Source organism: Rhizobium sp. WSM409 (assembly GCF_057653825.1).
Map to the genome: position 1 here is coordinate 233,206 of NZ_JBYGKP010000005.1, position 26,643 is coordinate 259,848.

Here is a 26,643-nt window from a genome sequence, read left to right on the forward strand (position 1 = left end):
GATGCGTGGCGATGCGACGGATCTGGCGGCAGCGATCAGGCCTGGCAGCCTGAGCGCTGCGGAGGCGATGCAGGCGTCCCTTGCCGCAGCCGTGCTGCAGGAGCCGCTCGGCGCCATCGCCTATCTCGATGCCGCCATGGGCCTTGCCTCGGCCGACGACCGCGACAGTGAGCGGCGGAGCGCGCCCGATCGCTTTGCCGCGAGGCCCTTTGCCGGCGTGCCGACCTTGGCGAAGGATCTTGGCGGCCCATTTGCCGGGCTGCCGGTAACGGCCGGTTCCGGTCTTTTCGAAAGAAAGGGCGGCGAAGCGGATTCCGATCTGGCTGCCCGGTTCCGCGACGCCGGCTTCTGTCTGTTCGGCCTGACGACGAGCCCGGAATTCGGCCTGTCGCTCGCCAGCGAACCGGTGATCGGGCCGATCTGTCGCAACCCACTCGATCCGGCACGCACCGCGGGCGGCTCCTCCGGCGGTGCGGCGGCAGCGGTTGCCGCCGGGATCGTCGCGATTGCGCATGCCACCGATGCCGGCGGCTCGATCCGTGTGCCAGCCGCCTGCTGTGGCCTCGTCGGACTGAAGCCGACGCGCGGCGCCATCCCGGGCGGGCCATCCTTCGGCAACCACTTGGCCGGTATCGCAAGCGAACTCGCGGTCTGCCGTTCGGTGCGGGATACGGCGCTGATTTTCGACAGGCTGAGCGGCAAATCGCGAGGACCTTTTCCCGACCCCTCCCCTATCGATATTGACAATGGCCATTTGCGGATCGGCCTGCTTGTTGATACCGGCTCGGCCTATCCGACGGAGGACGATCGGCTCGCAGCCGTCGAGGCTGCGGCGCGTGCGCTGGAGGGCGACGGACACGAGATCGTTCCGCTGAACTGGGCCGAATTCGAATGGAGCGTCGCTGCCAGTGGCAGCACCTTCGCCGATATCGTCTCGGTCAACCTTGCGGCACTCATCAAGGCGGCGGCTCTTGATGAAAGCAGGGCCGAGTCTCTCACGCAGGCCTTCGCGGCGCGCGGACGGGCATTCTCAGCGACATCGCTCTGGAGCACGCTTGATGATGCCGTCCTGGTGAGCCGTAACCTCTGGGCACTGTTCGACAGGGTCGATTGCATCCTCATGCCGATGCTGTCCTCCGCGCCTCTTGCGATCGGTTCCTTTCCGTCCGATCATGCCGACACGGATCTGCATCTCGAGCGGATGGCGGCATTTGCGCCGCTTGCCTGCCTCGCCAATATTTCGGGTTTTCCTGCTTTGACACTGCCTTTCGGACAGGATGAGCACGCCATGCCGCTGCCGGTGCAGATCATGGCGCCGATGGGGTACGAGCCGCGTCTGCTGTCGCTTGCCGCACGCCTGGAGGCCGAGGGGCGGTGGCAGCACCGTTTTCCGGTCGCGGGATTGCCGTCATGACCGGGCCTGTGCTGGAGATAACAGGCGTCAGCAAGCGTTTCGGCGACAATCTTGCCAATGACGATATCTCGATGACGCTCGCCAAGGGTGAGGTCGTCGCCCTGCTCGGCGAGAACGGTGCGGGCAAGACCACGCTGATGAGTATCCTTTTCGGCCATTACATGCCGGATGCAGGCCGAATCCTGATCGAGGGCACGGAGGTGCCGCAGGGCAAGCCGCGTGCGGCGATCCGCGCCGGCGTCGGCATGGTGCATCAGCATTTCTCGCTGGCGCCCAATCTGACCGTCCTCGAAAATGTCATGACCGGCACCGAAAGGCTGTGGTCCTGGCGCTCGGGAACGTCGGCGGCGCGGAAGAAACTCTTGGCAATTTCCGAGCGCTTCGGCCTCAAGGTCGATCCGGATGCCCGCCTTGGCGACTTGTCGGTCGGCGAGCAGCAGCGCGTCGAGATCCTCAAGGCGCTCTATAACGACGCCCGCATCCTGATCCTCGACGAGCCGACGGCGGTGCTGACCAATATCGAGGCCGAACGGCTGTTCACGACGCTAAGGGAAATGGCCCGCCAGGGCCTGTCGCTGATCTTCATCTCCCACAAGCTGGACGAAGTCATGGCGGCGGCCGACCGCATCGTGGTCTTACGCGGCGGCAAGATGGTCGCCGAACGCAAGGCGTCGGACACCAGCAAGGCGGAACTCGCCGAACTGATGGTCGGGCGCCGCGTGACGCGGCCCGTGCGCGAGCCTTCCACACCCGGTGCCGTTGCCCTCGAAGCGGTCGATGTGACGGTGCGTATCGACGGCGTCGATCGATTGAAATCGATCAGCTTCCGGCTGCACCAGGGCGAGATCCTCGGCATCATCGGTGTTTCCGGCAATGGCCAGGCGGCACTGGCGCATCTTCTCTCCGGCACGCTGGCGCGGAGTGCCGGCGACCTTATGCTTTTCGGGGAAGCCATCGGCAATCTCGGTGTTTCCGATGTGGTCGACGCCGGCATCGGCCGCATTCCCGAGGACCGCAACGAGGAGGGCGTGATCGGCGAAATGGCGATCTGGGAAAACGCCGTGCTGGAGCGCATCGCTTCGCCTGCCTTTTCGCGCCACGGCCTCGTCAACCGCAAGGCGGGCATGGCCTTCGCGAAGGAGATTATCGACGGCTTCGATGTCCGCGGCGGCGGGCCGGCGATCCGCACCCGGCTGCTCTCCGGCGGCAATATGCAAAAACTCATTCTCGGCCGCAACCTGCATCGGCGCCCGCGCATTCTGATCGCGGCGCAGCCCGCGCGTGGCCTCGATGAGGGAGCGGTGGCGGCCGTGCACGCCCGTCTGCTCGAAGCCCGCCGGCAGGGCACGGCCGTGCTGCTGATCTCCGAAGACCTCGACGAGATGATCGCGCTTGCCGACCGCATACAGGCAATCGTCGGCGGCCGTCTGTCCCCGCCCGTCGCGGCCGAAAGCGCCGACGCCCGCAGGCTGGGGCTGATGATGGCCGGCGAATGGCAAGAAACCCCAGAGGCCGGCCATGCGATTTGAGCGCCGTGAGCACCGCCCGCTTTACCTGCTGATCGTCACGCCCGTCATCGCGGTCATCGCAGCGCTGGCGCTGGCTGGCATCCTGATATCAATCGCCGGCGCGCCTGTTCTCGATGCCTATTGGCGCATCCTGACCGGTGCTTTCGGCTCGCGGCTGTCAGCGACCGAAACGCTGACGCGGGCAACGCCGCTGATGCTGACGGGGCTTGCCGCCGCCGTCGCTTTCCGGGCGCGGCTCTGGAATATCGGCGCCGAGGGCCAGTTCTATCTCGGCGCCATCGCCGTTGCCGCGGCAAGCTCGAAGCTGCTCGGCAATCTTCCGGCACCCATCCTCATTCCGCTACTGCTGCTGGTCGGCGCGATTGCCGGCATGGTGCTGATCCTGATCCCGCTCTGGCTCAGGCTGCGCTTCTCGGTCGATGAAGTCGTCACCAGCCTGCTCCTGAATTTCATCGCTGTGCTGTTCGTCTCGATGCTGATCGATGGCGTCCTCAAGGATCCGCTGGCCTTCGGCTGGCCGCAGTCGCAATCCGTCAGTGATCATGCCATGCTGCCGAAGCTGATCGCCCGCTCGCGCCTGCATATCGGCTTTGCGATCGCGATCGCTCTGGCCGTCGTCGTCCATTTCATCCAGTCCCGCACCGTGTTCGGCATGCAGTCGCGCGCCGCAGGCCTCAATCCAACCGGCGCGGTCTTCGCGGGCGTCCCGCTCGGCAGGACGCTGGTGAAGGTCGCCTGTCTCTCGGGCGGGCTTGCGGGGCTCGCTGGAGCGATCGAGGTCATGGGCGTCAAGGGTTATGTGACGACCGATCTATCGCCGGGCTTCGGCTATGCCGGTATCGTCGTCGCCATGCTCGCCAACCTCAATCCACTCGGCGTCGTCTTCGCCGCCATTTTCACGGCCACGATGTTCGTGGGTGCGGATGGCATGAGCCGCGGCCTTGGGATCCCGACCTATATCGCCGATGTCACGGTGGCGCTGTCGCTGCTGACGATGCTGATCGCCTTGTTCTTTACCCAATACAGGATACGGCGCTGATGCAGTTGTTCGACATCATCGCTTCCGCCGGGCTCTGGGCGGCAATCCTGCGGATCGCCACGCCGCTGATTTTCGGAACGCTCGGCGCACTGCTCTGCGAACGGGCCGGCGTGCTCAATCTCGGCATCGAAGGCATCATGACCTTTGGCGCGATGATCGGCTGGCTTTCCGTCTATCACGGCGCCGATCTCTGGATCGGTCTGCTGATTGCTGCGCTGGCCGGCGGCGTCTTCGGCTTGTTGCATGCGGGCCTGACGGTGACGCTCGGCCTCTCCCAGCATGTCTCCGGTCTCGGAGTCACGCTGTTTGCCTCCAGCTTCAGCTATTATGTCTTCCGGCTGATCGTGCCGCTTGCCAATACCCCACCCACCATCGTGCCGTTCCAGCCGATCGCCATTCCGGGTCTTTCCACCCTGCCCTTCATCGGGCCGGCCTTCTTCACGCAGACGGCGCCGACCTATCTGGCGATCCTTATTGCCCTGCTGATGGCCTACATCATCTTCCGCACGCCCGTCGGCCTTGCTATCCGCATGACCGGCGAGAACCCGCATGCGGCGGAAGCGCAGGGCGTCAATCCGATGAAGGTGCGTTATGGCGCGGTGATTGCCGGAAGCGCGCTGATGGGCATGGGCGGCGCCTTCCTGACTTTGTCGGCCTTCAACAGCTTCTTCCCCACAATGGTGCAAGGGCGCGGCTGGATCTGCATCGCGCTCGTCGTCTTCGCCTCATGGCGGCCGGGCCGCGCGCTGTTCGGCGCCCTGCTCTTCGCCTTCTTCGACGCCTTCCAGCTTCGGCTGCAGACTGCGCTGAGCGGGCTCGTGCCCTATCAGCTCTTCCTGATGACGCCCTATATCCTTTCCATTGCTGCCCTTGCCGTCATGGCCCGCCGCGCCCGCGTTCCGCAGGCACTGATGCAGCCCTACCGCCGCGGCGAACGCTAAAACTGCTGACATCCAATGAGGCTCCGATGTTCGATCTTATCGTCAGAAATGCAAATCTCCCCGATGGCCGAAAGAGCATCGATTTCGGCATTCAGGGCGGCAAGATCGCCGCGGTCGAGCCCAATCTCCAGGCGCAGGCAGGGGAAGAGATCGACGCGACCGGCCGGCTGGTCAGCCCGCCCTTCGTCGATCCGCATTTCCACATGGACGCCACCCTGTCGCTCGGCCTGCCGCGCATGAACGTATCCGGCACCCTGCTCGAAGGCATAACGCTCTGGGGAGAGTTGCGCCCGATCGTCACGAAAGAGGAACTGGTCGATCGTGCGCTGCGCTATTGCGATCTGGCGGTCACGCAGGGCCTGCTCTTCATCCGCAGCCATGTCGATACCAGTGATCCCAGGCTTGTGACCGTCGAGGCGATGATCGAGGTTCGCGAAAAGGTCGCGCCCTATATCGATCTGCAATTGGTCGCCTTCCCTCAGGACGGTTATTACCGCTCGCCGGGCGCGATCGATGCGCTGAACCGGGCCCTCGACATGGGCGTCGATATCGTCGGCGGCATTCCCCATTTCGAACGGACGATGGGCGAAGGCACGGCGTCGGTCGAGGCGCTCTGCCGCATCGCCGCCGATCGCGGCCTGCCTGTCGATATCCATTGCGACGAAACCGACGATCCGCTTTCGCGCCATATCGAGACGCTGGCTGCTGAAACCATCCGCTTCGGCTTGCAGGGGCGTGTTGCCGGCTCGCATCTGACCTCGATGCATTCGATGGACAATTATTATGTCTCCAAGCTCATTCCGCTGATGGCGGAGGCCGAGATCAACGTCATCCCCAATCCGCTGATCAACATCATGCTGCAGGGTCGGCACGACACCTATCCGAAACGCCGTGGCATGACCCGCGTTAGGGAATTGATGGACGCCGGGCTCAACGTGTCCTTCGGGCACGATTGCGTCATGGACCCCTGGTATTCGATGGGATCGGGCGACATGCTGGAGGTCGGCCATATGGCAATTCACGTCGCGCAGATGGCCGGCATCGACGACAAAAAGAGGATCTTCGACGCACTGACCGTCAATTCGGCGAAGACGATGGGGCTTGCAGATTACGGCTTGGAAAAGGGATGCAACGCCGACCTCGTCATCCTCCAGGCCAGCGACACGCTGGAAGCGCTGCGGCTGAAGCCGAACCGCTTGGCGGTCATCCGCCGCGGCAAGGTCATCGCCCGCTCGGCGCCGCGCATCGGCGAGCTTTTCCTCGACGGACGCCCGGCACGGATCGACGGCGGGTTGGATTACGTGCCTCGTTATTGAGATGCTGCGGAGGCTTTCCGGCTTACCGGAGGAGCTTCCATCTGCGCCAAAACAAAAGGGCCGCGAAGGCGACAGAAAATCCCTGGAAAATCAGAGCTTCCGGTACCGTCGCGGAATTTAGGAGTTACGCGACGGTATGATGCCGAACCGTCTCCTAAGCATAGGCTAGGCACCAGCCGGGAGCGCGAACCCAACATCGCTCGACCGGCACCTCATCAGTACGATACAGCCGGGTCACCCGCTTGTGCTCCCCGCTTTCGAACGCCGCCGCGAGCGCTTTTTCCGATTCCTCATCGCGCATTCCTTCACAGGGGAAGATGGCGACCGGCGAAATCCATTGCGCGTGAAATTCCTCACCCCTGCGCATCACGAGGAACACCGCACCGCGAAGGTGCATGTTGCTCCAATTGCTGCTGGTAAATCCAAGATCGGTCGTAAGCGGGAGGATCAGCCTTCCGCCACTATTGAGCCGGTCCAGCCAGATATTCGCGGGCCGGGTCGCGCCCGCGTTCACATAGATCACATCGGCTGTATCGAAAGCCACGGAACTGCCATCGCCCGGAACTACGGAAACGTTCGGATAGGGAGCGAGATTTGCTTTCGCGCGTGCGGCAAGCTCCGGCTCGAACTCGATCGCCGTCACCTTGCCGGATGCGGCAACGAGTTTCGCCATGATCGCAGAATAGTACCCGGCACCAGCGCCAACATGCACGATATGCTCGCCCGCTCGCGGCGCAGCCTGCGAAAGCAGGAAGGCATGAAGTGACGGTTGTCCGTTGTTGATGTGGCGCTCAGGGACGATACCAACAACGTCATCCGTGTAGAGGTAAACCGGGTCGGCGGCCGGGGTCGGAACATAGGCTTTTCGCATTCGGAAGATCGGCCACGGACCGGGACCAAGGAAATCTTCCCGCGGCACTTCGGCAAAAGCTGTTTCAACACGCTCATCGGCAACTCTCGCAGCCGCCGTGATCTGCTTCGCATAAGCTCGCCGCACGATCTTCATTTCATCAGGTGTCATCGGCAGAACCGACTCCATGGATTCCTGTCGCGAAAGTCCCGAAACATGTGACAGATATGATCCAAGTCAATGTCGACCTGCAAAGTCCGCTCTAGGCGTCCTCGCCTCCTGCCATGAACGGCCGAGATGGGGTCGGAGCCGGCCGTTCAAATGTTGCAAAAATCCTAAGTTCGCGACAAAAATCGCCACCGCAGAAAAATCGGGGAAAGTTCTGTCGCAAAGCAATTCACGTTGGGTTACGGGCTGGGCGAAACCGTGCCCACTACAATCCGCCCTGGCCCGGTGCTTTACTTCTTCGAGGCCTCGTAAAGCGCTTTTGTTTCCGCGTTCATCGGGTACAGGCCGGGCAGCGATACGCCTTCATCGATCCTAGTCATGATCCAGGCTTCCATGCGCTCCTGTTCCGGCGCTTCGGCCAGCACCGCCTCCAGCAGATCGGCCGGGATCAGTACCGCGCCGTCCTGGTCGACGACGATGATGTCGTCAGGGAAAACAGCCACGCCGCCGCAGCCGATCGGCTGCTGCCAGGCGACGAAGGTAAGGCCGGCGACGGATGGGGGTGCTGCGACGCCGCGGCACCAGACCGGCAGATTGGTGTCGAGCACGCCGGCAAGGTCGCGCACGACGCCGTCGGTGACGAGTGCGGCAACGCCTCTCTTCTGCATGCGGGCGCAGAGGATATCGCCGAAGATGCCGGCATCGGTGACGCCCATCGCGTCGACGACGGCGACACAGCCTTCCGGCATCGCTTCGATCGCGGCGCGGGTCGAGATCGGCGAGGCCCAGGATGCCGGCGTCGCCAGATCTTCGCGAGCCGGAACGAAGCGCAGGGTGAAGGCCGGGCCGACGATGCGCGGCTGGCCGGGCTTCAGGGGAACGGCGCCGCGGATCCAGACGTTCCGCAGGCCCTTCTTCAGAAGAACGGTCGTCAGGGTCGCCGTCGAGACGGTCTTGAGAGTTGCTATCGCTTCAGCGTTGAGGGCCATCGGTATTCGGTTCCAATTCGGTTTCTGTCAGATGCTCTGGATCATGCCGCCATCGACGCGGATCACCGATCCGGTGAGATAGGAGGCAGGTTCGCTCGCCAGGAAGGTGACGACATTGCCATATTCTTCCGGCCGGCCATAGCGGCCGAGCGGAATGCTGCCGGTGCTTTCTGCGACGACGTCATCGATGAAGCGGCTTTCGCGTTTGGCCTTCTGCTCGTCGAGGAAGGTGATGCGGCCGGTGGCGATCCGGCCCGGCAGGACGATGTTGACGGTGATGCCGTCGCGTCCGACCTCGCGCGCCAGCGTTTTCGACCAGCCGACCAATGACAGGCGCAACGCGTTGGAGAGGCCGAGATTGGGGATCGGCGCGACCACGCCCGACGAGGTCGAGGTGACGATGCGCCCCCATTTGCGCGCCCGCATCTCAGGCAGCACGCGATCGGTAATGGCGATGACGGAGAGGACCATGCTTTGGAAATACTGGTTCCAGAGCGTCGGATCTTGGCCGGAGACGGTGGTCGGCGGCGGGCCGCCGGTATTGTTGATGAGGATATCGACCGGTCCGAACTGGCGCTCGATTGCAGCGACACGCGCATCGATCGATTCGAGATCGGAGAGATCCCATTGCAGCGCCAGCGCCTTACCGCCTTCGGATTCAACCGAAGCCGCGGTCTTTCCAGCGGCGGCGAGATCTATATCCGCTGCGGCAATTCTGGCGCCTTCGCGCGCAAGCTTGACGGCAATCGCGCTGCCCAGTCCGCCGCCGGCGCCAAGCACCAGGGCCGTCTTGTCCTTCAGGCCGAAATCCATTTCATCTCCTCATATGGTCGGGCCATCTTTCGGAGCAATGGATCGTAAATAAAATATCGCTTCTGCTTCGTTCAAGAGATAGAAAAACTATCGATGGACACACGTTTTCTCGAAACTTTCATTGTCGTTGCCGAGCGGCACTCGCTGGCGGAGGCCGCCCAGCGGCTGAACCTCACGCCTGCGGCTGTTGCCCAGCGTATCCGCGCATTGGAGGCCGAGCTCGGGGTGAGGCTGCTGGTGCGCTCCGGCCGCGTCATGCGGCCGACGGAGGCGGGTTTTGCCATTCTCGACCGCTGCAGGGATCTGGTGCGCGATACACGCGACCTGAAGGCGATGGCCGGCACCGCGACGATTTCGGGCGAGATGCGGATCGGGGCGATCAATACGGCGCTGACCGGCCTCGTTCCCGACATTCTCCACCGTCTCGCCCAGGATTACCCGCTGATCGAGATCTTCCTCAAGCCAGGCGCGTCAATGGACCTCTATGCCGAGGTCCTGAACGGCACGCTGGACGCAGCCTTCATCATCGAGCCGCGATTTCCGATGCAGAAGACGCTGACCTTCAACAAGCTGCGCCAAGAACCCCTGGTGCTGATCGCTCCGGGGGATTGCGAAGGGGCGGATCCGCTCGAACTGCTGCAGACCCTGCCCTTCATCCGCTACGACCGCAACCAGTGGGGTGGTCACATCGCCGACGAGTATCTGCGCGAGATCGGCATCCGCCCGGTCGAGCGTTATGAGCTCGACGCGCTGGAGGCAATCGCGGTGATGGTGGACCGCGGTCTCGGAATCTCGATCGTGCCGGATTGGGCGCCGCCCTGGCCGGCTGGCCTTGATATCCTCAAGCTGCCCCTGCCCCGCTCGTCCGCCGTGCGCACCGTCGGCATCGTGGTGACGCGATCCTCGCCGAGGACAAATCTCGTCGCCGCGCTTCTGGAAACCAGCCGCGCGGCGATGGGAGCCTGATCAATTTCAGGCGATCTTCTGGCGGACCGGCAGTTTCCAGCCGGGCCGGACGAAATGGCAGGTATAGCCGTTCGGAATCCGCTCCAGATAATCCTGATGCTCGGGTTCGGCTTCCCAGAAATCGCTGACCGGCACGACTTCGGTGACGACCTTGCCGGGCCAGAGGCCCGATGCATCGACATCGGCGATCGTATCTCTGGCGACGCGCTCCTGCTCAGGGGTGACGTAGAAGATTGCCGAGCGGTAGCTCAAGCCGACGTCGTTGCCCTGGCGGTTGCGCGTGCTCGGGTCGTGGATCTGGAAGAAGAATTCGAGGATTTCCCGATAGCTGATCCTTGCGGGGTCGAAGATAATCTCGATCGCCTCGGCATGGGTTCCGTGGTTGCGGTAGGTGGCATTCGGCACATCGCCGCCGGTATAGCCGACGCGGGTCGAAATCACGCCCTTGTATCGGCGGATGAGGTCCTGCATGCCCCAGAAGCAACCACCGGCGAGGACTGCACGTTCTTCGGTCATTGGATATCTCCTTTTCCGCAAGAGATAGTGTCTCCTGCCGCCGATTTCCACACGGTGCAAAGAGCACAGCTGTGCAATTTTCCTGCCGAGACGCCCGAACCGCTGTTCCAGCTTACTGTTCCCGTCGAGGATGGGCCGGTGATGCTGGCCGCCCGCCCGGAAGCACTGACGATCCGTCCCGTGGACCAGCCTGATGCCGCAACAGTCCATCGCGCCGTCGATTTCGGCACCCACAAGATGGTCGATGTCGATCTTGCCGACGGCAGCCGTCTGAAGGCGATGGTGGCGCCGGACGATCGCATCCGGACCGGGATGAGGGTCGAGCCGAGCTTCGCCGGCTTTTTCGTCTTTCGCGACAACGAGCTCGTCCATCAGTCGATGCCGACAAAGGGCGATGTGGAGATCGAAGAACTCCTGCGGGTTTAGACGCTCGGATTGCGCCGGTTCACGCCTTGCTCTGGAAGCCTTCCAGCAGCCAGGGATGCAGTGCCTTGCTGGCGGCAAGGATATCGCCCCGCCCGTTGACTTCGGCCCCGGAAAACCGGGTGACGATACCGCCCGCCTCTTCGACCAGCAGCGCCGAGGCGCCGAAATCATGGATGGCGAGCCCGTCTTCGAAGAATCCGTCCAGCCGGCCGCAGGCGACATAGGCAATCGACAGGGCCGCCGAGCCGAGGCGGCGCACACCCGCCGTATTCGCCATCAGGCGTTTGATCGCGTCGAAATAGGTCTCTTCCGCAACCGCCTTGATCTGGCCGGGGATCGGCAGGCCGGCGCCGACGAGCACATTCTCGATGTCGCCGACATCGGCGCAGCGGATACGCTCGCCGTTGAGATAAGCGCCGCCGCCGATTTCGGCGCTGAACAGCTCGTCCTGCATGGCGTCGTAGACGACGCCCATGACGAGCCTGCCGCTTTCGACGATCGAGATCGTCATGCCGAAATGCGGAATACCCCAGGCGTAATTGGTCGTGCCATCGATCGGGTCGATGTAAATGATCGGCGTTTCAGGACCCGCCGTGCGGTTGCCGACGGCTTCCTCCCCCTGGATGGCATAGTCCGGGAAGGCCTTCGTCATCTCGTTGACGATGGTCCGCTCGACGGCGACATCGATTTCGGTCTGATAATCGCGCGGCGCCTTGGCGAGCATTTCTGCCGACGTTCGTCGCCGCAGCGAGCCGCGGGCGGTTTCGCCCGCCTTCAATACCGTTTCTGCAAGCACAACGAGGCGGGACGAGGCGGTCGGGGAAAGACGCGCGGAAATCGAGGGTGATGTCATGAGGAAAGTCCGGATGCTGCTGATATGACGGAGTGAATCGCGAAGAGCCCATCCCTTCGCAGAGGCTGATGATGGTTTTATGAAGCTGCACGCCACACGGAGCCGGCTATCTCAGGATCGCTTCAAGCTCGGAAATGGTCGGAAACGCCTTTCTCGTTCCATGTCTTGAGACGGTGATGGCCGCGGCCGCGGCTGCGTGTTCGATGGCTAGACGGTCCAGCCTCTGCCCGCGCATCACGCAGGATGCCAGTGCTGCGGCCATGAAGGTATCGCCTGCGCCCGTTGTATCCACAACATCGCAGACCTGGGCCGGTACTTCGACACTATCGTGCCGGTTCACGAGCATCGCGCCGTCGCTGCCGAGCGTCAGAACGACGTCTCGCAGGCCCCGGCTTAGCAGATATTCGGCAGCCTGCCCGCCCGTCGTTCCCGTCAGGGTCTGCGCCTCGCCCTTGTTGAGGAAGGCGATGTCGATCAACCCCCAAAGATCAGAGAAATAAGAGCGCACCGGCGAGGGATTGAAGGCGGTGACCATGCCCATCGCTCTTGCATGCTCCAGGATATCGCGGGTCGTCTGGTCGGACAGATTGCCCTGCAGCATCATAAGATCGCCAGGGCCGGCCGTCGACAGGATCCGCCTGACATCGGACAGGGACAGGCTCTGCGCCGCTTCCGTTGTCGTGACGATGGCATTTTCGCCGCCCGGCAGCCGGAAGATGATCGAGACATCGCTCGATGCATTTTCCATTTCGATCAGTTCGCTCCGAAGCGGTTCGTCCGCGAGGTAATGGCGTATTGTATCGGCCCTCGCATCCCTGCCGATGGGCGCCACCAGCGTTGTCGGAACGCCGCAGCGGGCCATGACGACCGCCTGGTTCGTGCCCTTGCCGCCGAGATCGCTGCCACCGGCATTGCCGAGGATGGAGGCACCGATAACGGGAAGTTCGGAGACGGCGATGGTTTCGTCGATGGCGACGTTACCGACTATGTAGGCGCGCATGCATCCGCTTTCGCAAGGTGAAGCTAAAGATAAGGCGCATCGTGAAAATCGATCTCGAGTTGCATCGCCCGGCCGAAGATTGCGCTGAGCCGCGCTTTCTCATCCTCTTCCAGCGTTTCTCCTGCCATGTCGAGTTCATTCTTCAGCCATTGCGCCTGGGCGGCGAAATTCGGATCGACATGCAGGTCGACCCATTCCTTCAAGAGGGGATCGCTGATCGGGCGGTTAGCTGCTTCCTTCGACCAGGTCCAATACATCCACTCGGCCGCAAACATCGCCGCGACCGTGTCGAGGAAGCCGCCTTGGCGAGCGATTTCCAACATGCCGGCGCGAAAGGCCTCGACCTCGGCGATGCCGGTGTCGAAGGACGAGGGATCGATGCCGCGGCCGGCGAAGGTGCGTTCGAAATAGGCGATCTGCTCGTTGGCAAGCGCGTCGAGAACCGCGATCAGCCAGCGCTTCTGCGTCATGGTGTTGGCGGTCGCCGCCGCATAGGCGAAGATCGAGATGGCGCTGTCGACGAAGGCGCCTTCATAGACGAGATAACGCTCGAAAGCCTCCTTGCTCAGCCTGTCGTTCTTCACGTCCTCGACAAAGCGGTGGTTCAGCATCGCGCCAAGGACAGCGTTGTTCTCGCGCAGGATGCGGGCCGAAAGGCTCTCTGCCGCCATGCTCAGCCCTCCAGGCCCGGTTCGGCCGCCGCGCGGAAGGCGCGCACGCGCTCGATATCGACCGGGTTCCACCAGACGCCGCCGTGTTTCAACGAAGACGCAACGATGACGCCATTGGTGCGGGCGAGAATATCGACGATATTGTCCTTGTTGACGCCGGAGCCGACGAGCAGCGGCAGGTGTGTCGCCGCGCCGATTTCCTCGATCTCCTCCATCGTTGCCGAATTGCCGGTCCGTTGGCCGGTGGCGATGACGCCGTCGGCATCGAAGAAGGCGAGATCGCGCGTCAGCTCCTGGATCGAACGGTCGGCGACGATGGCGTGGCTGCCATGCTTGACGTGGCTGTCAGCAAAGACCTTGATGTGTTCGGCCCTCAGCAGCGAGCGGTAGCGCATGGCTTCGGCGGCCCTGCCCTCCATAAAACCTTCATTGGCGACATAGGCATTGGCCCACTGATTGACGCGGATGAATTTGGCGCCACCGGCCATGGCGATGGCGAAAGCCGGGATCGGCGCATTGGCCAGCACGTTGACGCCGAGCGGAATGCCGGCCGCGCGCGCGATCCGGTCGGTGACGACAGACATGAAGCCGGTCGTCTCGGGGCCGATATCCTCGGGCTTCGAAAACGGCACATCGCCGTGATTTTCGATGATCAGCCCATGCAGGCCGCCTTCCATGCAGGCTTCGGCGTCGCGCATGCAGGCGTCGTAAATCGCATTCATCGCAGCCCCCCGGTAGCGCGGCGCGCCCGGAAAGGCCGGGCAATGGATCATGCCGATCAGAACCTTGTCCCTGCCGAAGATATCCCTGATGGCGTGGGACGGCCTGTCCGAAATTTCCTGCATGTCATTCCTCCCTTTCCAATTCCTGGCGCGTGCCGACATCACGCCTGCTTTTCGGTGAGCCAGCCGAGGATGTTCTTCCAGAGCCGGCCGTAGCCCTCCCATTCACAGAAAGCGGGCGAGAGCCAGTGCGGGCCGATATCCGACGTCCAGGCCGCCGTCCGGCCAGTGCCATGCGTGCCGACGACGAGCAGCGGATGGCCGCCCTGATCCTCGGGCAGGCGCGCGACGATCTCGACATCGGCGCGGGCTCGCACTTCGACCTCATTGACGCCGAGAAGCACCGGCCAGGCGCCTTCAAGCCCCTGCACCGTCGGATGCTCCGGCTTCACCACCTCGGCAACCGTGCCCTCGGGGATCTCGACGCGGTCGTCGTAAGGCAGGCACGTGACGGGCAGCGTGTCTTCGACGGGGGTGCGCCGCCAGCGCGCCTTGCCGTCGATGCCCTGGAAGGAGAAGTAGCCGCCGACCATCAGCAGGCCGCCGCCCTTTTCCACCCATGCCTTCAGAAGTTTCAGCCGGTTCGGCACCGTGCGCGAATGCAGCCATACATCCGGCGGCAGCAGCAGCGAATTGGCGCCGATATCCGAGAGGATGATGGCGTCATAGGCATCGAGCCCCGCCATATCGAAGGGGAACTTCTCCACTGCCTCGTGCGCCGGCATATAGGTGAGCTCGAAGGCGCTGGCGGCGAGCGCTTTCACCAGCGGTTCGGCGCCGAGATGGAAGGTGACGCTGCCGAACTGGTCGAAGCCTTTGTAATGCGTGGCGGAGCTGACCCAGCTCTCGCCGACAAGGAGGATTTTCTTGGTCATGGTCTGCGGTTACCTGTGATCGATTGATTGGATGGAGCTACGCTCCGGCATGAAAGACGCGGCGCGGATTGCCGCGCATCATCTCGTCGAGAACCGTCCTATCGAGGCCGTGCCGCTCCAGACGGGGAAGAAAATGGCGAAGGATATAGGCGTAGCCATTGCCGCCGTAATGCGTCAGCATCATCTTCAGAAAGACGTCATGCGACAGAAGAATCCGGTTGAGATATCCGGCCTCGACGAGACGCACGATCGCACGCGCCGCCTCCTCGTCGCTCGGGCATTGCACCTGCTGGTCGGCATAGAAGAAATCCATGCCGATCATGTCGTATTCGATGAAGGCGCCACGCTCCGCCAGCTCGCTCTGATAGGCGATGTCGTCATGCGACGGGTTCATGTGGCAAAGCACGGTATGGCGGAGATCCGCCCCCTCTTCGGCGACCACGTCAAGCACGCGGTGGCCGAGACGGAACCAACCCGGCAGATGCACCATCAGGGGAAGCCCGGTCAGCACCTGCGCACGCGCCGCACCGCGTAGCGACTTTTCCTCCTCGGCGGTGAAATCCGAGGAGACGCCGATCTCGCCGATCAGGCCGATCCTGACGCCGGTGCCGTCGACGCCTTGCCTCGCCTCGCGGACAATTTCACCCGCGATCTCATCGACGCTCATTGCCGCGACGCCTTCCGGATGCGAGGAGCCGAGGTAATAACCCGCCCCCATCACGATGTTGAGGCCGGATGCTTTCGAGATGCGCTGGAGCGCCAGCGGATCACGGCCGATGCCCTTGCAGGTCGGCTCCACCACGGTGCGCCCGCCCGCCGTGGCGAAATCCTTGAGTTCGGTCACCGCCAGATGTTCGTCGTCGAGCGTGATATTGTGCTTGTTGACGAAGGGGTCCTGCCGGAGTTCGCCGAGGATCTCCATGCAGACGAAGCTTTCGGCGAGATATTGCCGTTCCGGTGTCTTCGGCGCGTGCCACCAGCAGCGGCAATCGTTGAGGATATGCTCGTGCATCAGCGTCACGCCGAGCGCATCCGCCGAAATCGGGCCGGTGACGGTCATCACCTTGCCGGAGCGGACATGCGCTTCAGACAGGCTTTCTGCTGCCTGTTCGCTCATAGCTTCATCCTTTCCTGCCCAGCCGGAAATGGAAATTGGCCGTGAAGATGCGCGTGTTCAGCCAGATGGCGACGAGAATGATGGCGCCGGTGACGATCTGGGTGAAGAACGGCGATATGTGCATCAGGATCAGGCCATTGCCGATGACGGCGATGGTCAGCGTGCCGAGTACGGTGCCGAGAATGGTGCCGCGTCCGCCCATCAGCGACGTTCCGCCGAGCACGACGGCCGCGATCACCTGCAGCTCGAAGCCGACGGCGGCATTGGACGAGCCGGAGCCGAGGCGAGCGGCGATCAACAGGCCGGCGACGGCGCAGGCGACGCCGGAGATGATATAGACCGAGGCGATAATCCATTTGGCGGGCATGCCGACACGCCGCGCCGCCTCCGCATTGGAGCCGACCGCCACGACCTGGCGGCCATACTTGGTCGCGGTGATAACGACGTAACCGAGAATGGCGATGATGACGGCGATGACCGCGGGGATCGGGAAGCTGAGGATTTCGCCCCGGCCGAGCGCGAAGAAGCCCGGCGCATCCTTGATCGGAATGGAATAGCCCTGGGTCAGATAGAGCGCCAGACCGCGCAGGATCGATAGGCCGGCAAGTGTCACGATGAAGGCCGGGATGCCCTGATAGGCGACAAACCAGCCCTGGACCAGTCCCATGAAGCCGCCGAGCACGATCATGCCGATGACCACCGACGGCCAGGGAACACCCATCGCCATAACGATCGCCGCGACCGCGTTGATGAGGGCGACCTGCGAGCCGACCGAAAGATCGATGCCGCCGGTGATGATGACGAATGTCATGGCGATGGCGACGATCAGGATGGGAGCAGCCTGCCGCACGATGTTCAGGATGTTGCCGAGCGTGAAGAAGGTTTCGCTGCCGATCGAGAAGAAGATCATGCAGGCCAGAAAGAAGATGGCGATCGACAGGACCTGTGCGTGTTCGCCGAAGAAATCGGCGACGCGCGAGCCGTGGCCGCGTTCCGTATAAGCCGTCATTGTCTGGCTCCTTCACCGACGATCAGCCTGACGAGATCTTCGAGATTGGTGCTACCGATCTGCCGTTCGGCCACCTTCGTGCCCTCGTACATCACCGCAATTCGGTCACAGACCCGAAAGAGATCCTGCAGCCGGTGGGTAATGAGGATCACCGAAACCCCGTTCGCCTTGACGCGGTTGATCAGGGCCAGAACCGCTTCGACCTCGGCGACGGCAAGTGCCGACGTCGGCTCGTCCATGATCAGCACCTTCGGCTTGAAGGAGGCAGCGCGTGCGATCGCGATCGCCTGACGCTGCCCGCCGGAGAGCTGGGCGACCTTGCCGGTCAGCCTCGGGATGCGGATCTCAAGCGAATCCAGCATCTTGCGGGCTTCGGACAGCATCGTCCTGGTGTCGAGAAACGGCCCGCGGCTGAGTTCGCGGCCGAGGAAGAGATTGCCTACGACATCGATATGGTCGCAGAGACTGAGATCCTGGAACACCATTTCGATGTTTCTGCCACGCGCATCCGCGGGGCCGGAGAAGCGAACCTCTTCGCCTTCCATACTGATCGTGCCGGCATCGGGAATGTAGGTTCCCGAGATGATTTTCGTCAGCGTCGATTTGCCGGCGGCGTTATCGCCGACAAGGCCCAGGCATTCGCCGGGGAAGATGTCGAGATCGACGCCGCGCAGGGCCTGGTGCGAGCCGAACGACTTGCGGATGCCGCGCAGCGAGATGCGCGGGTCGGATCGGGTGCCGCCGGATGTTCCGGTTCCGGAGGATGCGACGCCTCCGGAACCGGCGGCAGCGATGTCACGCTGTCCGCTTTCGATCATTTGAAGACGGCCCGGTACGGCTCGACATTCTCCTTGGTCACTATGGTGATCGGCACCGAGATCGTCTTGGTGACGGCTTCGCCGGCCGAGGCCTTGACGAGCGCGTCGACGGCGGCACCGCCCATTGCGGCCGGATCCTGCTGGACGACGGCGACGACGAAGCCGGCATCGATGCCGGCAATGGCTTCGGCAGTCAGATCCCAGCCGAACACCTTGATCTTATCCTGCTTGCCCTGGCTCTGGACGGCGGCGATCGCCCCCATCAGGGCCGGCTCGCCGGTGGCGTAGATCGCGGTCAGGTCAGGATTGGCGGTGATCAGGTTTTCTGCCGCCGCAAGGGCGTTGTCCTGGATGTTCTGCCCGTCGACGACGCCGGCCATTTCAATGCCGTCGACGCCTTTCAGGGTCTTCTCGAAGCCGTCCTGGCGGATATTCTGGATGAACGAGTTCAGCGCTCCGACAACGCCGAGCTTGGCCTTGCCGCCCATGTTCGCCTTGACGTAGTCGAGGAAGTATTTGCCCATGTCGGCGCCGGCTGCGGCATTGTCCACGCCGATCTGCGCCTTCTGCGGACCATCAGGCAGGATGGCGTCGATGGCGACGACCGGAATGCCGGCATCGGCCGCCTGCTTGACCGCCGGCATGATGCCATTGACGTCGATCGCCACGACGGCAAGGCCGGAGACCTTTTCCTGGACGTAGGTTTCGATGGCACTGTTCTGCGCCGTCGTCTCGTTGTTGGCGTTGAAGATCACCAGCTTGACGCCAGCGGCATCGGCCGCCTTCTGGGCGCCCTCATTCATCTGATTGAAGAAAAGCGCCTGCTGGTTGATCTGCACCAGCGCGACAGTCTTCTTTTCCTGCGCCGCGGCGCTGGACAGGCCGATGAAGGTCAATGCCGTGAAGCCGGCGGCTGCGATCATCGTTCGTCTTGTCAAATTCAGTGTCATGTTCTCATCCTCTTTTGGTTTTTTGACGTTGCTGATTATTATTTCGCAGGCGGCGCAACGGAGTTCCGCACCACGATTTCGACAGGCAGGAGTTCTTCCGAGGCGGATGGTTTCCACTCGTGCCAATTGGTTTCCAGAAGCAGCTCCAGCGACCGCCGGCCGATCTCACGCACCGGCTGGCGGATGGCCGTCAGCGGCGGCGCAAAGAGATGAAGCGGACCGACGTCGTCGAAGCCGATGACTGAGATGTCGCCTGGGATCGAGACGCCTCGGCTTCTGAAGACCTCGACCAGCCCGATGGCGATCTCGTCGGAGCTGGCAAAGATCGCCGTCGCTTTTCGGTCTCCGGAGAGATAGTCGAGTGCCGCCGCACGGCCATATTCGATCGTATATTCGCCGGCATAGCGATCGGCTCGGGCCTCGCCGCCATGCCGCTCCCTGAGCGCCTTCAGCAGGCCGTCATAGCGCCTGCGGGCACTGATCATACGCTCGTCGCCGCCGATGAAGAGGACATGGCGATGGCCTTGTTCGGCTAGGTGCTGACCGGCGAGATAGCCGCCCTGCTCATTGTCGCAGAATAGCTTCGGCGCCTTCGAATCGGGAATGTCCTCATCGACGATAATAACCTTGCCGCTGCCGTTGATCAGCGCGGCAAGCGCGCCATCGTCGGGGTGGTTGGTGACGAAGATCAGACCGTCGACGTGATTGCGCTCGATCAGCTGCAGATATTCAATCTCGCGTCCCGGCCGGTTGAGGGTGGCGTGCAAGGAGACCGCGAGCTTCTTTTCATCGGCCGCCTGCTCCACGGCGGCGACGAGAGTCGCGAAGAAGGGATTGGCGATATCGGGCACGACGAGGCCGATCGTATCCGAGCGCCCCCTGCTTAAGCGACGCGCATGCGGGTTCGGCCGGTAGTTCAGCGTCTTGATCGCATCCTCGATGCGCTTCTTGGTCTGAAAGGGAAGATCGAGACTGCCATTGACGAAACGCGACACGGTGGTGACCGACACGCCGGCCGCTGCCGCAACATCCTTCAGACTTGGTGTCGTTCCCTTGGCCATTGACTGAACCTATTGTAAAGCGGTTTAGTAAACCGCTTTACAAGACAATATCGATTGTGCCCCGTTGTCAACAGCGATGATCGTGCGGCATTCGTTTTTCTTGCGATCCGATCGAAGCTCGACCGGACAGGCCCTCAGGCGATCGTCCGGTCGAGCTTGTCGCGCAGCCAGTCGCCGGTGATGCTTTCGAGATCTGGCTCGACGGCGTCGCCGGGTTCGATTTTATGACAATTCCAAGCCGAGGGCTGCTGCCTTTATATGAGGTGATCCGTCGACGCGTCGAAGAGATGGACCTGGCCCGGATCGACCGAAAGTCCGATCATGTCTCCTGCCTTGACCCTGTCGCGGCGCGTCTCGACGATTGTCAGTTCCGGCTGGGTCTCCGCGACGATGAAGGTCGACGAGCCGGTCGATTCGACGAAGGCGATCGGCACGTCGAAGCTGCCATGGCCGGGCTCGACGACGCCGATGTGCTCCGGCCGGATGCCGGCGATGAGCTTGCGGCCGGGTTCGATGGCACGTGATATCGCAAGCGTCTGCTTCACCGCGCCGAAGTCCAGGATCAGGCTCTTGCCGTCTTCCGCGGCGATCGCGGGAATGAAATTCATGGCCGGCGAGCCAATGAAGCCGGCAACGAACCGGTTCGCCGGCCGGTCGTAGAGGTCGAGCGGCGCGCCTTGCTGTTCGATGATGCCGTCGCGCATCACCACCACATGGTCGGCCATCGTCATCGCTTCGACCTGGTCGTGCGTGACGTAGACGAAGGTTGCGTGCAGCCGGTCGTGCAGCGACCGGATTTCCTTGCGCATGTGGACGCGCAGCGCAGCATCGAGATTGGACAGCGGCTCGTCGAACAAGAAGGCCTTGGGATGGCGGATGATGGCGCGGCTCATGGCGACGCGCTGGCGCTGACCGCCAGAGAGCTCGCGCGGATAGCGCTTCAGGAGATGCGAAAGACCCGTCGTCGCCGCTACGTCCTCGGCCGCCTTCTTGGCCTCGGCCTTGGCGATGCCGCGAATGCGCAGGCTGTAGGTCAGGTTCTCCTCGACCGTCATATGCGGATAGAGGGCATAGGACTGGAACACCATGGCGACGTCGCGCTTGCGTGGTGGCACGCCGTTCATCAGCTCGCCGGCAATCCTGAGATCGCCCGACGAAATGCTTTCGAGGCCGGCAAGCGAGCGCAGCAGCGTGGACTTGCCGCAGCCCGAGGGGCCGACGAGCGCGACGAAAGTGCCCTTGGCGATCGAAAGGTCGATGTTCTTCAGGGCGTGGAAGGCGCCGTAATATTTGTTGACGCCTCTGAGCTCGATCTGTGTGGTCATTTGAGGGCTCCAGAGGTGAGGCCGGATACGATGCGGCGCTGCAAGAGAACGAAGATGGCAAGGATCGGCGTCACATACATCGTGGCGTAGGCCATGATGTTGTTCCACTCGTTGGTGTTCGGCCCCATGAAGGAATTGAGGCCGACGCTTGCCGGCTGAAGGTCGACCGCCTGGATCATCGACTTCGAATAGACGAATTCGCCGAAGGCCTGCATGAAGATCAGGATGGCGCTGACCAGGATGCCGTTGCGGGCAAGCGGCAGCACGATGTTGAAGAAGGCGCCGACGCGCGAATTGCCGTCGACGAGAGCCGCCTCCTCCAGCTCCTGGGGAACGCTCATGAAGGTGGCGCGCACCAGAATGACGAAGAAGGGCATGCTCTTTGCCGCGACCGCGATGATGACGGCAAGGCGTGGATAATTCAGCATACCGATCTGCGAAAAGCCGACGAAGATCGGCGTGATCATCAGCGAGGCCGGCAGAACCTGCAGCATGAGGATGAGAAAGAGACCGATATCCACCCAGACATTGCGGTATCTGGCAAGCACATAGGCGCAGCCGACGCCGAGCAGGGTGATCAGCGCCACGGAGCCGAGCGCGATGACCAGCGAGTTCCAGAGATAACGGCCCATGTCGCGGCTTTCCCAGACCGCGGCATAGGTGCCCCATTGCGGCGAGGCCGGCCAGAAGCTCGGCGGCGTCGCGAACATTTCCGAGCCGCTTTTCAGCGCGGTGATGTACATCCAGTAGAGCGGGAACAGATAGATCGCCGCCATGACGATCGATATAGCGAGCATCAGTCGGTCGCGGTTCGTCGTAATCATCCGCGCACCTCGTGGCGTGTGGACCGGACATAGACGACGGACGCGAACATGACGAAGACGATCATGATGACGGAGATCGTTGCGCCCTTGGCGAAGTCGTATTGGCGGAAGGAGAGATCCCAGGCCCAATATTGCGTGACATTCGATGAATTGTTCGGCCCGCCCGACGTGATCGCGGCGAAAAGATCGAATTGCTGCAGGGTGAAGATCAGGCCGAGTGCGATGATGGCGCCGATGGTCGAGCGCATCATCGGCAGCGTGATCGTCCAGAAGCGCTGCCAGACATTGGCGCCGTCGAGTTCGGCGGCTTCGTAGAGATCGGCAGGAATGCCGGCAAGGCCGACGGACAGCAGGATCATGTTGAACGAGGTGCCGAGCCAGACATTGGCGATAATGACGGCATAAAGCGAATAGTGCGGGTCCGAGCGCCAGAAGATGTTGCCCGAGATGATGCCGCTTTCCTTGAGAATGAAATTCAGCACGCCGAAATCGCCGGAGAGAATCCAGTTCCAGATGGCGCCGACAACGAGGCCGGGCATCACCCAGGAGACGAGGAACAGGCCGCGCATCCATGAGGCGCCGGGAAAATTGACCCAGAAGAACAGCGCCAGGCCGAAACCGATCAGGAACTGGCCGGCGATGGAGCCGACGACGAAGATGATGGTGTTGTAGAAGATCGGCAGCGTTTCCGGCTGCGCGAAGAGGTCGGTATAATTCTTGAAGCCGACGAAGGGACGCGAGAAGGTCCCGAGGCTGAACATGTCGACCTCCTGGAAGCTCATCACAACATTATAGATCAGCGGCAGCCCCGCCATCAGGAACAGAAAGCCGAGCGGGAAAGCGACCAGCACGATATCGAAACCGCGGCCGTCCCTGACGCTCATCAGGATCCTCTTCATGGGTCCTCCGATACTCCGAACGGGGCCGCCTGGCGCATGATGCGGAAGACGGCCCCTGCCGGGAGGAAATGATGGGATGAACCGAGGTTCATCCGGTTAAAAGACGCTTTACTTCCGGTTCCTCTTCTCCCCGCTGGGAGAAGAGGGAGCACGCGGCTCGCTTGCAGCCACTGATCAGCCTAGTACTGCCTTGATCTTGTCGGCTGCCTGGTCGAGCGCGTCTTTCGGGCTCATCTGGCCGGTGAGTGCTGCCTGGATAGCGTCCTGGATCGCCTTGGAGATCTTCGGCCATTGCGGATGCGGGCCGCGCGGCTTGGCGTATTTCAGCTGTTCGAGGAAGACCTTGAGGGCTGCATCCTTCAGCGGCTGGCCGGTCTCGGGGATCGAGATGTCGGAACGGGCCGGAAGCTGGCCGAAGTTCTTGAACATCTTGTCGTCCTGCGAGGCGAAATATTCGAGCGCCTTGAAGGCTTCGGCCGGATGTTTGCTGGTGGCGAAGATCGCCCAGTTGAAGTCGCCCATGGCCGAGGAGCGTTCAGCCCCTTCCTTGGGAACCGGGAGCAGCGTGACGCCCCAGTCGAACTTCGCTTCCTGCGTCATGCGGTCGAGCTCCCACGGGCCCGAGATCGCCATTGCCGCATTGCCGGAATTGAAGGTGCCGGTCGAATCCCACTGGCCGCGCGTCAAGGTGTCGGGAGAAGCGAGCTTCTCGTCCATGATCGTCTTCCAGATCCCGAGCGCCTTCACCGCGCCTTCGGCATTGATGTTCTCATAGCTGCCGCCGCCCATCTGAGCCCAGGGAAGGAACTGGAAGGTGCCCTCCTCGTTGGCCTTGGCCGAGAAGGCGAGACCATAGACGTTCTTGGCGGGGTCGGTCAGCTTCCGCGCGTCCTCGACGAGCTCGTCCCAAGTCTGCGGTGGCTTGTTCGGGTCGAGGCCCTTGGCCTTGAACATGTCCTTGTTATAGTAAAGCGCGATCGTATTGGTCGCCTTCGGCACGCCAAAATACTTGCCGTCCCACTCGACCGATTTCAGCGGGCCGGGGAAATAATTCTCCGGCTTGATGACGGTCGACTTGGCGATCATGTCGGTAAGATCCAGGAAGGCGCCGCGCGACGAAAACAGCGCATGCTCCGGATTGTCGACGGCGATGATGTCGGGCGCCTGGCCGGTCGCATAGGCACGCATCGCCTCGGTGACGACGTCGTCGAACTGGATCAGCCGATATTCGATCTTGATGCCGTTGTTCTGGGCGTTGAACTCCTTGACGAGGTTCGGCGCCGGCTGGGTGTCCTTATCCAGCGACCAGAGCGTCAGTGTGACGTCTTCGGCCTTGGCCGAAAGACCGAACAGCGAGACGCCTGCAAGCGCGAGAGCGCCCAGAATTGCATATTTACGGATAGCCATGGTTCTCCTCCTTTGTGGTTATCCCCGTTTCCGGCAATTCCTCCTTGCCGGAAACGATATCATCAGATGGGATCGACGACGAATTCGCCGCCCCGGGCATGCTTGAGGTGGTTCAGCGCATAGACCTGGCCGGTCATTTCAAGCGCGTCGCGATAGACCGGGTCGTGCCAGCCTTCGATGTCGATCGAGCCGGACCAGCCGGCAAGGCGCAGTTCAGAAATGATGTCGGTCCAGTTGCTGTCGCCGAAGCCCGGCGTGCGCATGAAGACGAATTTCTCCTTGCCGAAGATACCGTGTTCCTTGATGACCTCCCAGCGGATGGTCGCGTCCTTGCCGTGGACATGGAAGAACTTATGCGCCCATTTGCGGATCTGCGGCAAAGGGTCGATCAGATAGACCATCTGATGGCACGGCTCCCACTCCAGCCCGATATTATCGTCAGGCGTCTCGTTGAACATCAGTTCCCAGGCGTCGGGATTATGCGCGATATTCCAGTCGCCGGTCGCCCAGTTGCCGTCCATGGCGCAATTCTCGAAAGCAATCTTGACGCCCTTGTCGGCCGCCCGCTTGGCAAGCTCGCTCCAGATCTGCTTGTAGCGAGGCAGGCTGTCTGTCAGCGGCTTGCCGCGGATGCGGCCGGTGAAGCCGGCAACGCAGGTGGCGCCGAAGTGATGGGCATTGTCGATACAATGTTTCCAGCCCTCCAGCGTCTCAAGGTCGATTGCGGTCTCTTCCAGCGGATTGCCGAACATGCCGAGCGTCGAGATGGTGATGTCGCGGTCGCCGATCGCATCGAGGCAACGCTTGCCGAGCTCGGCCAGGTCCTGGCCCTTCGTCGTCTGCCAGAAGAAGGGCTCGAAGCTTTCGAAGCCCATGCCGGCGATCTCGCCGATGCGCGCGGCGGCATCGCCCTTGTTGCCGCTGACCATGGTGCCGATACGAATGGATTTTGCAGGGTTGCTCACGTCACGTCATCCTATGCTGAAATTTCGACGCGCCTGCCCGTCTTGGCGCTTTCGATTGCGCCGAAGACCATGGCAAGGCTTCGGATATTGTCGGAATTGACCGTCTCGGGCCGTTTGCCGGTGCCGATCGCCGCGATGAAGTCGGCGATGACGCTGGCGTGGCCATGGGTTTCCTCGTCATGTTCCGGACCGGGAACGTTTACGGCAGCGGAACCATGCAAAAGGCCGGGCTCTTCGCCGGCAACAGTCGCCTTGAAACTCTCCTCGCCATCCCAGGTGAGCATCCCCTTCGAGCCGACGAGACGCCACTGGCTTTCCCAGCTGGTGCGCTCGCCCTCGGCGCACCAGGAGCCGCGATAGGTGAAGACGATGTCGTCGGTAAATTCGAAAATGGCATTGGCCGAGGCGCCGTGCCGGTACCACGAACCCTTCGGATTGCGCTCGACGCAATAGACGGCGAGCGGCTTCCGGTCGGCGACGTAGCGCGCCGCATCGAAGGTGTGGATTGCCATGTCGAGAAGCAGGACATTGTCCATCTCTTCGCGGAAGCCGCCGAAATGCGGCGCCAGGAAGAAGTCGCAATGGATGCCGGTGAGTTCGCCGATCGCGCCGCTGTCGACGAAGCGACGCAGGCGCCTGACGCCTGATATGAAGCGACGGTTCTGGATGACAGCGTGGATACGGCCGGTCTCGGCGGCAAGATCGACCAGCGCAGCGCCCTCGGCAAGCGAGGCCGCCATCGGCTTTTCGCTGAGCACATGGCAGCCGGCCTTGAGTGCCGTCGAAACGACGTCGTAGCGCGCAGCCGGAATGACGATGTCGAAGACCAGATCAGCCTTCGTGGCAGTGATGACGGCAGAAAGGTCCGAACCGATGACGGCGCCTTCAAGGCCGAACTCCGCGGCAAGCTTTTCGGCCGTCTCCCGGTTCAGGTCGACAAGGCCGACGATGGTGATGGATTCGGCCAGCAGAGGGTTGGAAGCGATGGCGCGCAACCAACCTTTGGACATAGCTCCGCACCCGCACAAAATGGCACTGAATTTCACGATTTCCTCCGAAAGAATGGCGCCAACTCCTGATGACACGCACTCCGTAAACGTTTACGACTGTATGCGGAAAC

Annotated in this window: 26 protein-coding genes and 1 pseudogene; 7 read left to right on the plus strand and 20 right to left on the minus strand. The window is 62.4% G+C overall.

What is annotated here, in order from left to right:
- The first annotated feature begins 1 nt into the window (after position 1).
- The 5 genes from AC25BC_RS33860 to AC25BC_RS33880 are packed head-to-tail and all read left to right on the plus strand — an operon-like array spanning position 2 to position 6,239.
- Positions 2-1,414 carry an amidase gene (locus AC25BC_RS33860; RefSeq protein ID WP_128440126.1) on the plus strand — a complete coding sequence of 471 codons (1,413 nt, stop codon included), beginning with the start codon at positions 2-4 and terminating at the stop codon, positions 1,412-1,414.
- Positions 1,411-2,943 (plus strand): ABC transporter ATP-binding protein, encoded by a 1,533-nt coding sequence (locus AC25BC_RS33865; protein ID WP_128440127.1) that lies wholly within the window; start codon positions 1,411-1,413, stop codon positions 2,941-2,943. The genes AC25BC_RS33860 and AC25BC_RS33865 overlap by 4 nt, the downstream gene beginning before the upstream one ends.
- Positions 2,933-3,982, plus strand: a complete 1,050-nt coding sequence (locus tag AC25BC_RS33870; RefSeq protein ID WP_128440128.1) for an ABC transporter permease — start codon at positions 2,933-2,935, stop codon at positions 3,980-3,982. The genes AC25BC_RS33865 and AC25BC_RS33870 overlap by 11 nt, the downstream gene beginning before the upstream one ends.
- Entirely contained in the window at positions 3,979-4,923 is a 945-nt protein-coding gene (locus tag AC25BC_RS33875; protein ID WP_128440129.1) for an ABC transporter permease, read from the plus strand. The genes AC25BC_RS33870 and AC25BC_RS33875 overlap by 4 nt, the downstream gene beginning before the upstream one ends.
- Positions 4,924-4,949: 26 nt before the next feature.
- Complete coding sequence (locus AC25BC_RS33880) at positions 4,950-6,239, plus strand: amidohydrolase family protein (protein ID WP_128440130.1); 1,290 nt, start codon at positions 4,950-4,952, stop codon at positions 6,237-6,239.
- 154 nt (positions 6,240-6,393) lie between these two features.
- Here AC25BC_RS33880 and AC25BC_RS33885 read toward each other — a convergent pair whose 3' ends face one another.
- From AC25BC_RS33885 to AC25BC_RS33895, 3 genes are all read right to left on the minus strand, one after another.
- Positions 6,394-7,278, minus strand: a complete 885-nt coding sequence (locus AC25BC_RS33885) for a protein-L-isoaspartate O-methyltransferase family protein (protein WP_128440131.1) — start codon at positions 7,276-7,278, stop codon at positions 6,394-6,396.
- A 269-nt stretch (positions 7,279-7,547) separates the two neighbouring features.
- Positions 7,548-8,246 (minus strand): ribonuclease activity regulator RraA, encoded by a 699-nt coding sequence (locus AC25BC_RS33890; RefSeq protein WP_012760074.1) that lies wholly within the window; start codon positions 8,244-8,246, stop codon positions 7,548-7,550.
- 27 nt (positions 8,247-8,273) lie between these two features.
- Complete coding sequence (locus tag AC25BC_RS33895; RefSeq protein WP_128440132.1) at positions 8,274-9,059, minus strand: SDR family oxidoreductase; 786 nt, start codon at positions 9,057-9,059, stop codon at positions 8,274-8,276.
- A 93-nt stretch (positions 9,060-9,152) separates the two neighbouring features.
- Here AC25BC_RS33895 and AC25BC_RS33900 point away from each other — a divergent pair, with 93 nt between their 5' ends.
- Positions 9,153-10,025 (plus strand): LysR family transcriptional regulator, encoded by an 873-nt coding sequence (locus AC25BC_RS33900; protein ID WP_128440133.1) that lies wholly within the window; start codon positions 9,153-9,155, stop codon positions 10,023-10,025.
- A 6-nt stretch (positions 10,026-10,031) separates the two neighbouring features.
- Here the strand turns inward: AC25BC_RS33900 and msrA are convergent, their stop codons facing one another.
- Positions 10,032-10,541, minus strand: a complete 510-nt coding sequence (msrA, locus tag AC25BC_RS33905; protein WP_012760071.1) for a peptide-methionine (S)-S-oxide reductase MsrA — start codon at positions 10,539-10,541, stop codon at positions 10,032-10,034.
- Positions 10,542-10,640: 99 nt separating this feature from the next.
- Between msrA and AC25BC_RS33910 the strand changes: the two are divergent.
- Positions 10,641-10,967, plus strand: a pseudogene (locus AC25BC_RS33910) (TOBE domain-containing protein); the annotation flags it as partial.
- 19 nt (positions 10,968-10,986) lie between these two features.
- Here the strand turns inward: AC25BC_RS33910 and AC25BC_RS33915 are convergent.
- The 16 genes from AC25BC_RS33915 to AC25BC_RS33990 all read right to left on the minus strand — a co-directional run bounded on the left by AC25BC_RS33915 (position 10,987) and on the right by AC25BC_RS33990 (position 26,569).
- Complete coding sequence (locus tag AC25BC_RS33915; protein WP_128440134.1) at positions 10,987-11,820, minus strand: inositol monophosphatase family protein; 834 nt, start codon at positions 11,818-11,820, stop codon at positions 10,987-10,989.
- A 106-nt stretch (positions 11,821-11,926) separates the two neighbouring features.
- Positions 11,927-12,820 (minus strand): ribokinase, encoded by an 894-nt coding sequence (locus tag AC25BC_RS33920; RefSeq protein WP_113545360.1) that lies wholly within the window; start codon positions 12,818-12,820, stop codon positions 11,927-11,929.
- A 23-nt stretch (positions 12,821-12,843) separates the two neighbouring features.
- A complete protein-coding gene (locus AC25BC_RS33925) occupies positions 12,844-13,491 on the minus strand; it encodes a TenA family protein (protein WP_017997188.1) in 648 nt (215 codons plus the stop codon).
- A gap of 2 nt (positions 13,492-13,493) precedes the next feature.
- Positions 13,494-14,336 carry a BtpA/SgcQ family protein gene (locus tag AC25BC_RS33930; protein ID WP_012760066.1) on the minus strand — a complete coding sequence of 281 codons (843 nt, stop codon included), beginning with the start codon at positions 14,334-14,336 and terminating at the stop codon, positions 13,494-13,496.
- A 38-nt stretch (positions 14,337-14,374) separates the two neighbouring features.
- Positions 14,375-15,148 (minus strand): glutamine amidotransferase, encoded by a 774-nt coding sequence (locus AC25BC_RS33935; protein WP_017997189.1) that lies wholly within the window; start codon positions 15,146-15,148, stop codon positions 14,375-14,377.
- 37 nt (positions 15,149-15,185) lie between these two features.
- On the minus strand, positions 15,186-16,265 hold the full coding sequence (locus AC25BC_RS33940) for a phosphotriesterase family protein (RefSeq protein WP_012760064.1): 1,080 nt from the start codon (positions 16,263-16,265) through the stop codon (positions 15,186-15,188).
- 4 nt (positions 16,266-16,269) lie between these two features.
- Positions 16,270-17,274 carry an ABC transporter permease gene (locus tag AC25BC_RS33945; protein WP_017997190.1) on the minus strand — a complete coding sequence of 335 codons (1,005 nt, stop codon included), beginning with the start codon at positions 17,272-17,274 and terminating at the stop codon, positions 16,270-16,272.
- On the minus strand, positions 17,271-18,092 hold the full coding sequence (locus AC25BC_RS33950) for an ATP-binding cassette domain-containing protein (RefSeq protein ID WP_012760062.1): 822 nt from the start codon (positions 18,090-18,092) through the stop codon (positions 17,271-17,273). Before AC25BC_RS33950 ends, AC25BC_RS33945 begins: the two co-directional genes overlap by 4 nt.
- The gene (locus AC25BC_RS33955; protein ID WP_012760061.1) at positions 18,089-19,042 is read right to left on the minus strand and encodes an ABC transporter substrate-binding protein; all 954 of its coding nucleotides are present in this window, start codon (positions 19,040-19,042) and stop codon (positions 18,089-18,091) included. Before AC25BC_RS33955 ends, AC25BC_RS33950 begins: the two co-directional genes overlap by 4 nt.
- Positions 19,043-19,080: 38 nt before the next feature.
- Positions 19,081-20,103, minus strand: a complete 1,023-nt coding sequence (locus tag AC25BC_RS33960) for a LacI family DNA-binding transcriptional regulator (protein WP_012760060.1) — start codon at positions 20,101-20,103, stop codon at positions 19,081-19,083.
- A gap of 254 nt (positions 20,104-20,357) precedes the next feature.
- Positions 20,358-21,428 (minus strand): ABC transporter ATP-binding protein, encoded by a 1,071-nt coding sequence (locus AC25BC_RS33965; protein WP_012760059.1) that lies wholly within the window; start codon positions 21,426-21,428, stop codon positions 20,358-20,360.
- Positions 21,425-22,252, minus strand: a complete 828-nt coding sequence (locus AC25BC_RS33970) for a carbohydrate ABC transporter permease (protein ID WP_012760058.1) — start codon at positions 22,250-22,252, stop codon at positions 21,425-21,427. Before AC25BC_RS33970 ends, AC25BC_RS33965 begins: the two co-directional genes overlap by 4 nt.
- A complete protein-coding gene (locus AC25BC_RS33975; RefSeq protein WP_012760057.1) occupies positions 22,249-23,151 on the minus strand; it encodes a carbohydrate ABC transporter permease in 903 nt (300 codons plus the stop codon). Before AC25BC_RS33975 ends, AC25BC_RS33970 begins: the two co-directional genes overlap by 4 nt.
- A 174-nt stretch (positions 23,152-23,325) precedes the next feature.
- A complete protein-coding gene (locus tag AC25BC_RS33980) occupies positions 23,326-24,558 on the minus strand; it encodes an ABC transporter substrate-binding protein (protein ID WP_012760056.1) in 1,233 nt (410 codons plus the stop codon).
- Between the two features lie 62 nt (positions 24,559-24,620).
- Positions 24,621-25,523, minus strand: a complete 903-nt coding sequence (locus tag AC25BC_RS33985) for a sugar phosphate isomerase/epimerase family protein (protein WP_012760055.1) — start codon at positions 25,521-25,523, stop codon at positions 24,621-24,623.
- Between the two features lie 11 nt (positions 25,524-25,534).
- Positions 25,535-26,569, minus strand: coding sequence for a Gfo/Idh/MocA family protein (locus tag AC25BC_RS33990; RefSeq protein WP_113545356.1), 1,035 nt, complete (start codon positions 26,567-26,569; stop codon positions 25,535-25,537).
- Positions 26,570-26,643: the final 74 nt, after the last annotated feature.

Bases quoted from the DNA above. Each gene is read 5' to 3' on its own strand.
- AC25BC_RS33860 (WP_128440126.1), top strand. From the start codon at position 2: ATGCGTGGCGATGCGACGGATCTGGCGGCAGCGATCAGGCCTGGCAGC.
- AC25BC_RS33865 (WP_128440127.1), top strand. From the start codon at position 1,411: ATGACCGGGCCTGTGCTGGAGATAACAGGCGTCAGCAAGCGTTTCGGC.
- AC25BC_RS33870 (WP_128440128.1), top strand. From the start codon at position 2,933: ATGCGATTTGAGCGCCGTGAGCACCGCCCGCTTTACCTGCTGATCGTC.
- AC25BC_RS33880 (WP_128440130.1), top strand. From the start codon at position 4,950: ATGTTCGATCTTATCGTCAGAAATGCAAATCTCCCCGATGGCCGAAAG.
- AC25BC_RS33885 (WP_128440131.1), bottom strand. From the start codon at position 7,278: ATGGAGTCGGTTCTGCCGATGACACCTGATGAAATGAAGATCGTGCGG.
- AC25BC_RS33890 (WP_012760074.1), bottom strand. From the start codon at position 8,246: ATGGCCCTCAACGCTGAAGCGATAGCAACTCTCAAGACCGTCTCGACG.
- AC25BC_RS33895 (WP_128440132.1), bottom strand. From the start codon at position 9,059: ATGGATTTCGGCCTGAAGGACAAGACGGCCCTGGTGCTTGGCGCCGGC.
- AC25BC_RS33900 (WP_128440133.1), top strand. From the start codon at position 9,153: ATGGACACACGTTTTCTCGAAACTTTCATTGTCGTTGCCGAGCGGCAC.
- msrA (WP_012760071.1), bottom strand. From the start codon at position 10,541: ATGACCGAAGAACGTGCAGTCCTCGCCGGTGGTTGCTTCTGGGGCATG.
- AC25BC_RS33915 (WP_128440134.1), bottom strand. From the start codon at position 11,820: ATGACATCACCCTCGATTTCCGCGCGTCTTTCCCCGACCGCCTCGTCC.
- AC25BC_RS33920 (WP_113545360.1), bottom strand. From the start codon at position 12,820: ATGCGCGCCTACATAGTCGGTAACGTCGCCATCGACGAAACCATCGCC.
- AC25BC_RS33925 (WP_017997188.1), bottom strand. From the start codon at position 13,491: ATGGCGGCAGAGAGCCTTTCGGCCCGCATCCTGCGCGAGAACAACGCT.
- AC25BC_RS33930 (WP_012760066.1), bottom strand. From the start codon at position 14,336: ATGCAGGAAATTTCGGACAGGCCGTCCCACGCCATCAGGGATATCTTC.
- AC25BC_RS33935 (WP_017997189.1), bottom strand. From the start codon at position 15,148: ATGACCAAGAAAATCCTCCTTGTCGGCGAGAGCTGGGTCAGCTCCGCC.
- AC25BC_RS33940 (WP_012760064.1), bottom strand. From the start codon at position 16,265: ATGAGCGAACAGGCAGCAGAAAGCCTGTCTGAAGCGCATGTCCGCTCC.
- AC25BC_RS33945 (WP_017997190.1), bottom strand. From the start codon at position 17,274: ATGACGGCTTATACGGAACGCGGCCACGGCTCGCGCGTCGCCGATTTC.
- AC25BC_RS33950 (WP_012760062.1), bottom strand. From the start codon at position 18,092: ATGATCGAAAGCGGACAGCGTGACATCGCTGCCGCCGGTTCCGGAGGC.
- AC25BC_RS33955 (WP_012760061.1), bottom strand. From the start codon at position 19,042: ATGACACTGAATTTGACAAGACGAACGATGATCGCAGCCGCCGGCTTC.
- AC25BC_RS33960 (WP_012760060.1), bottom strand. From the start codon at position 20,103: ATGGCCAAGGGAACGACACCAAGTCTGAAGGATGTTGCGGCAGCGGCC.
- AC25BC_RS33965 (WP_012760059.1), bottom strand. From the start codon at position 21,428: ATGACCACACAGATCGAGCTCAGAGGCGTCAACAAATATTACGGCGCC.
- AC25BC_RS33970 (WP_012760058.1), bottom strand. From the start codon at position 22,252: ATGATTACGACGAACCGCGACCGACTGATGCTCGCTATATCGATCGTC.
- AC25BC_RS33975 (WP_012760057.1), bottom strand. From the start codon at position 23,151: ATGAAGAGGATCCTGATGAGCGTCAGGGACGGCCGCGGTTTCGATATC.
- AC25BC_RS33980 (WP_012760056.1), bottom strand. From the start codon at position 24,558: ATGGCTATCCGTAAATATGCAATTCTGGGCGCTCTCGCGCTTGCAGGC.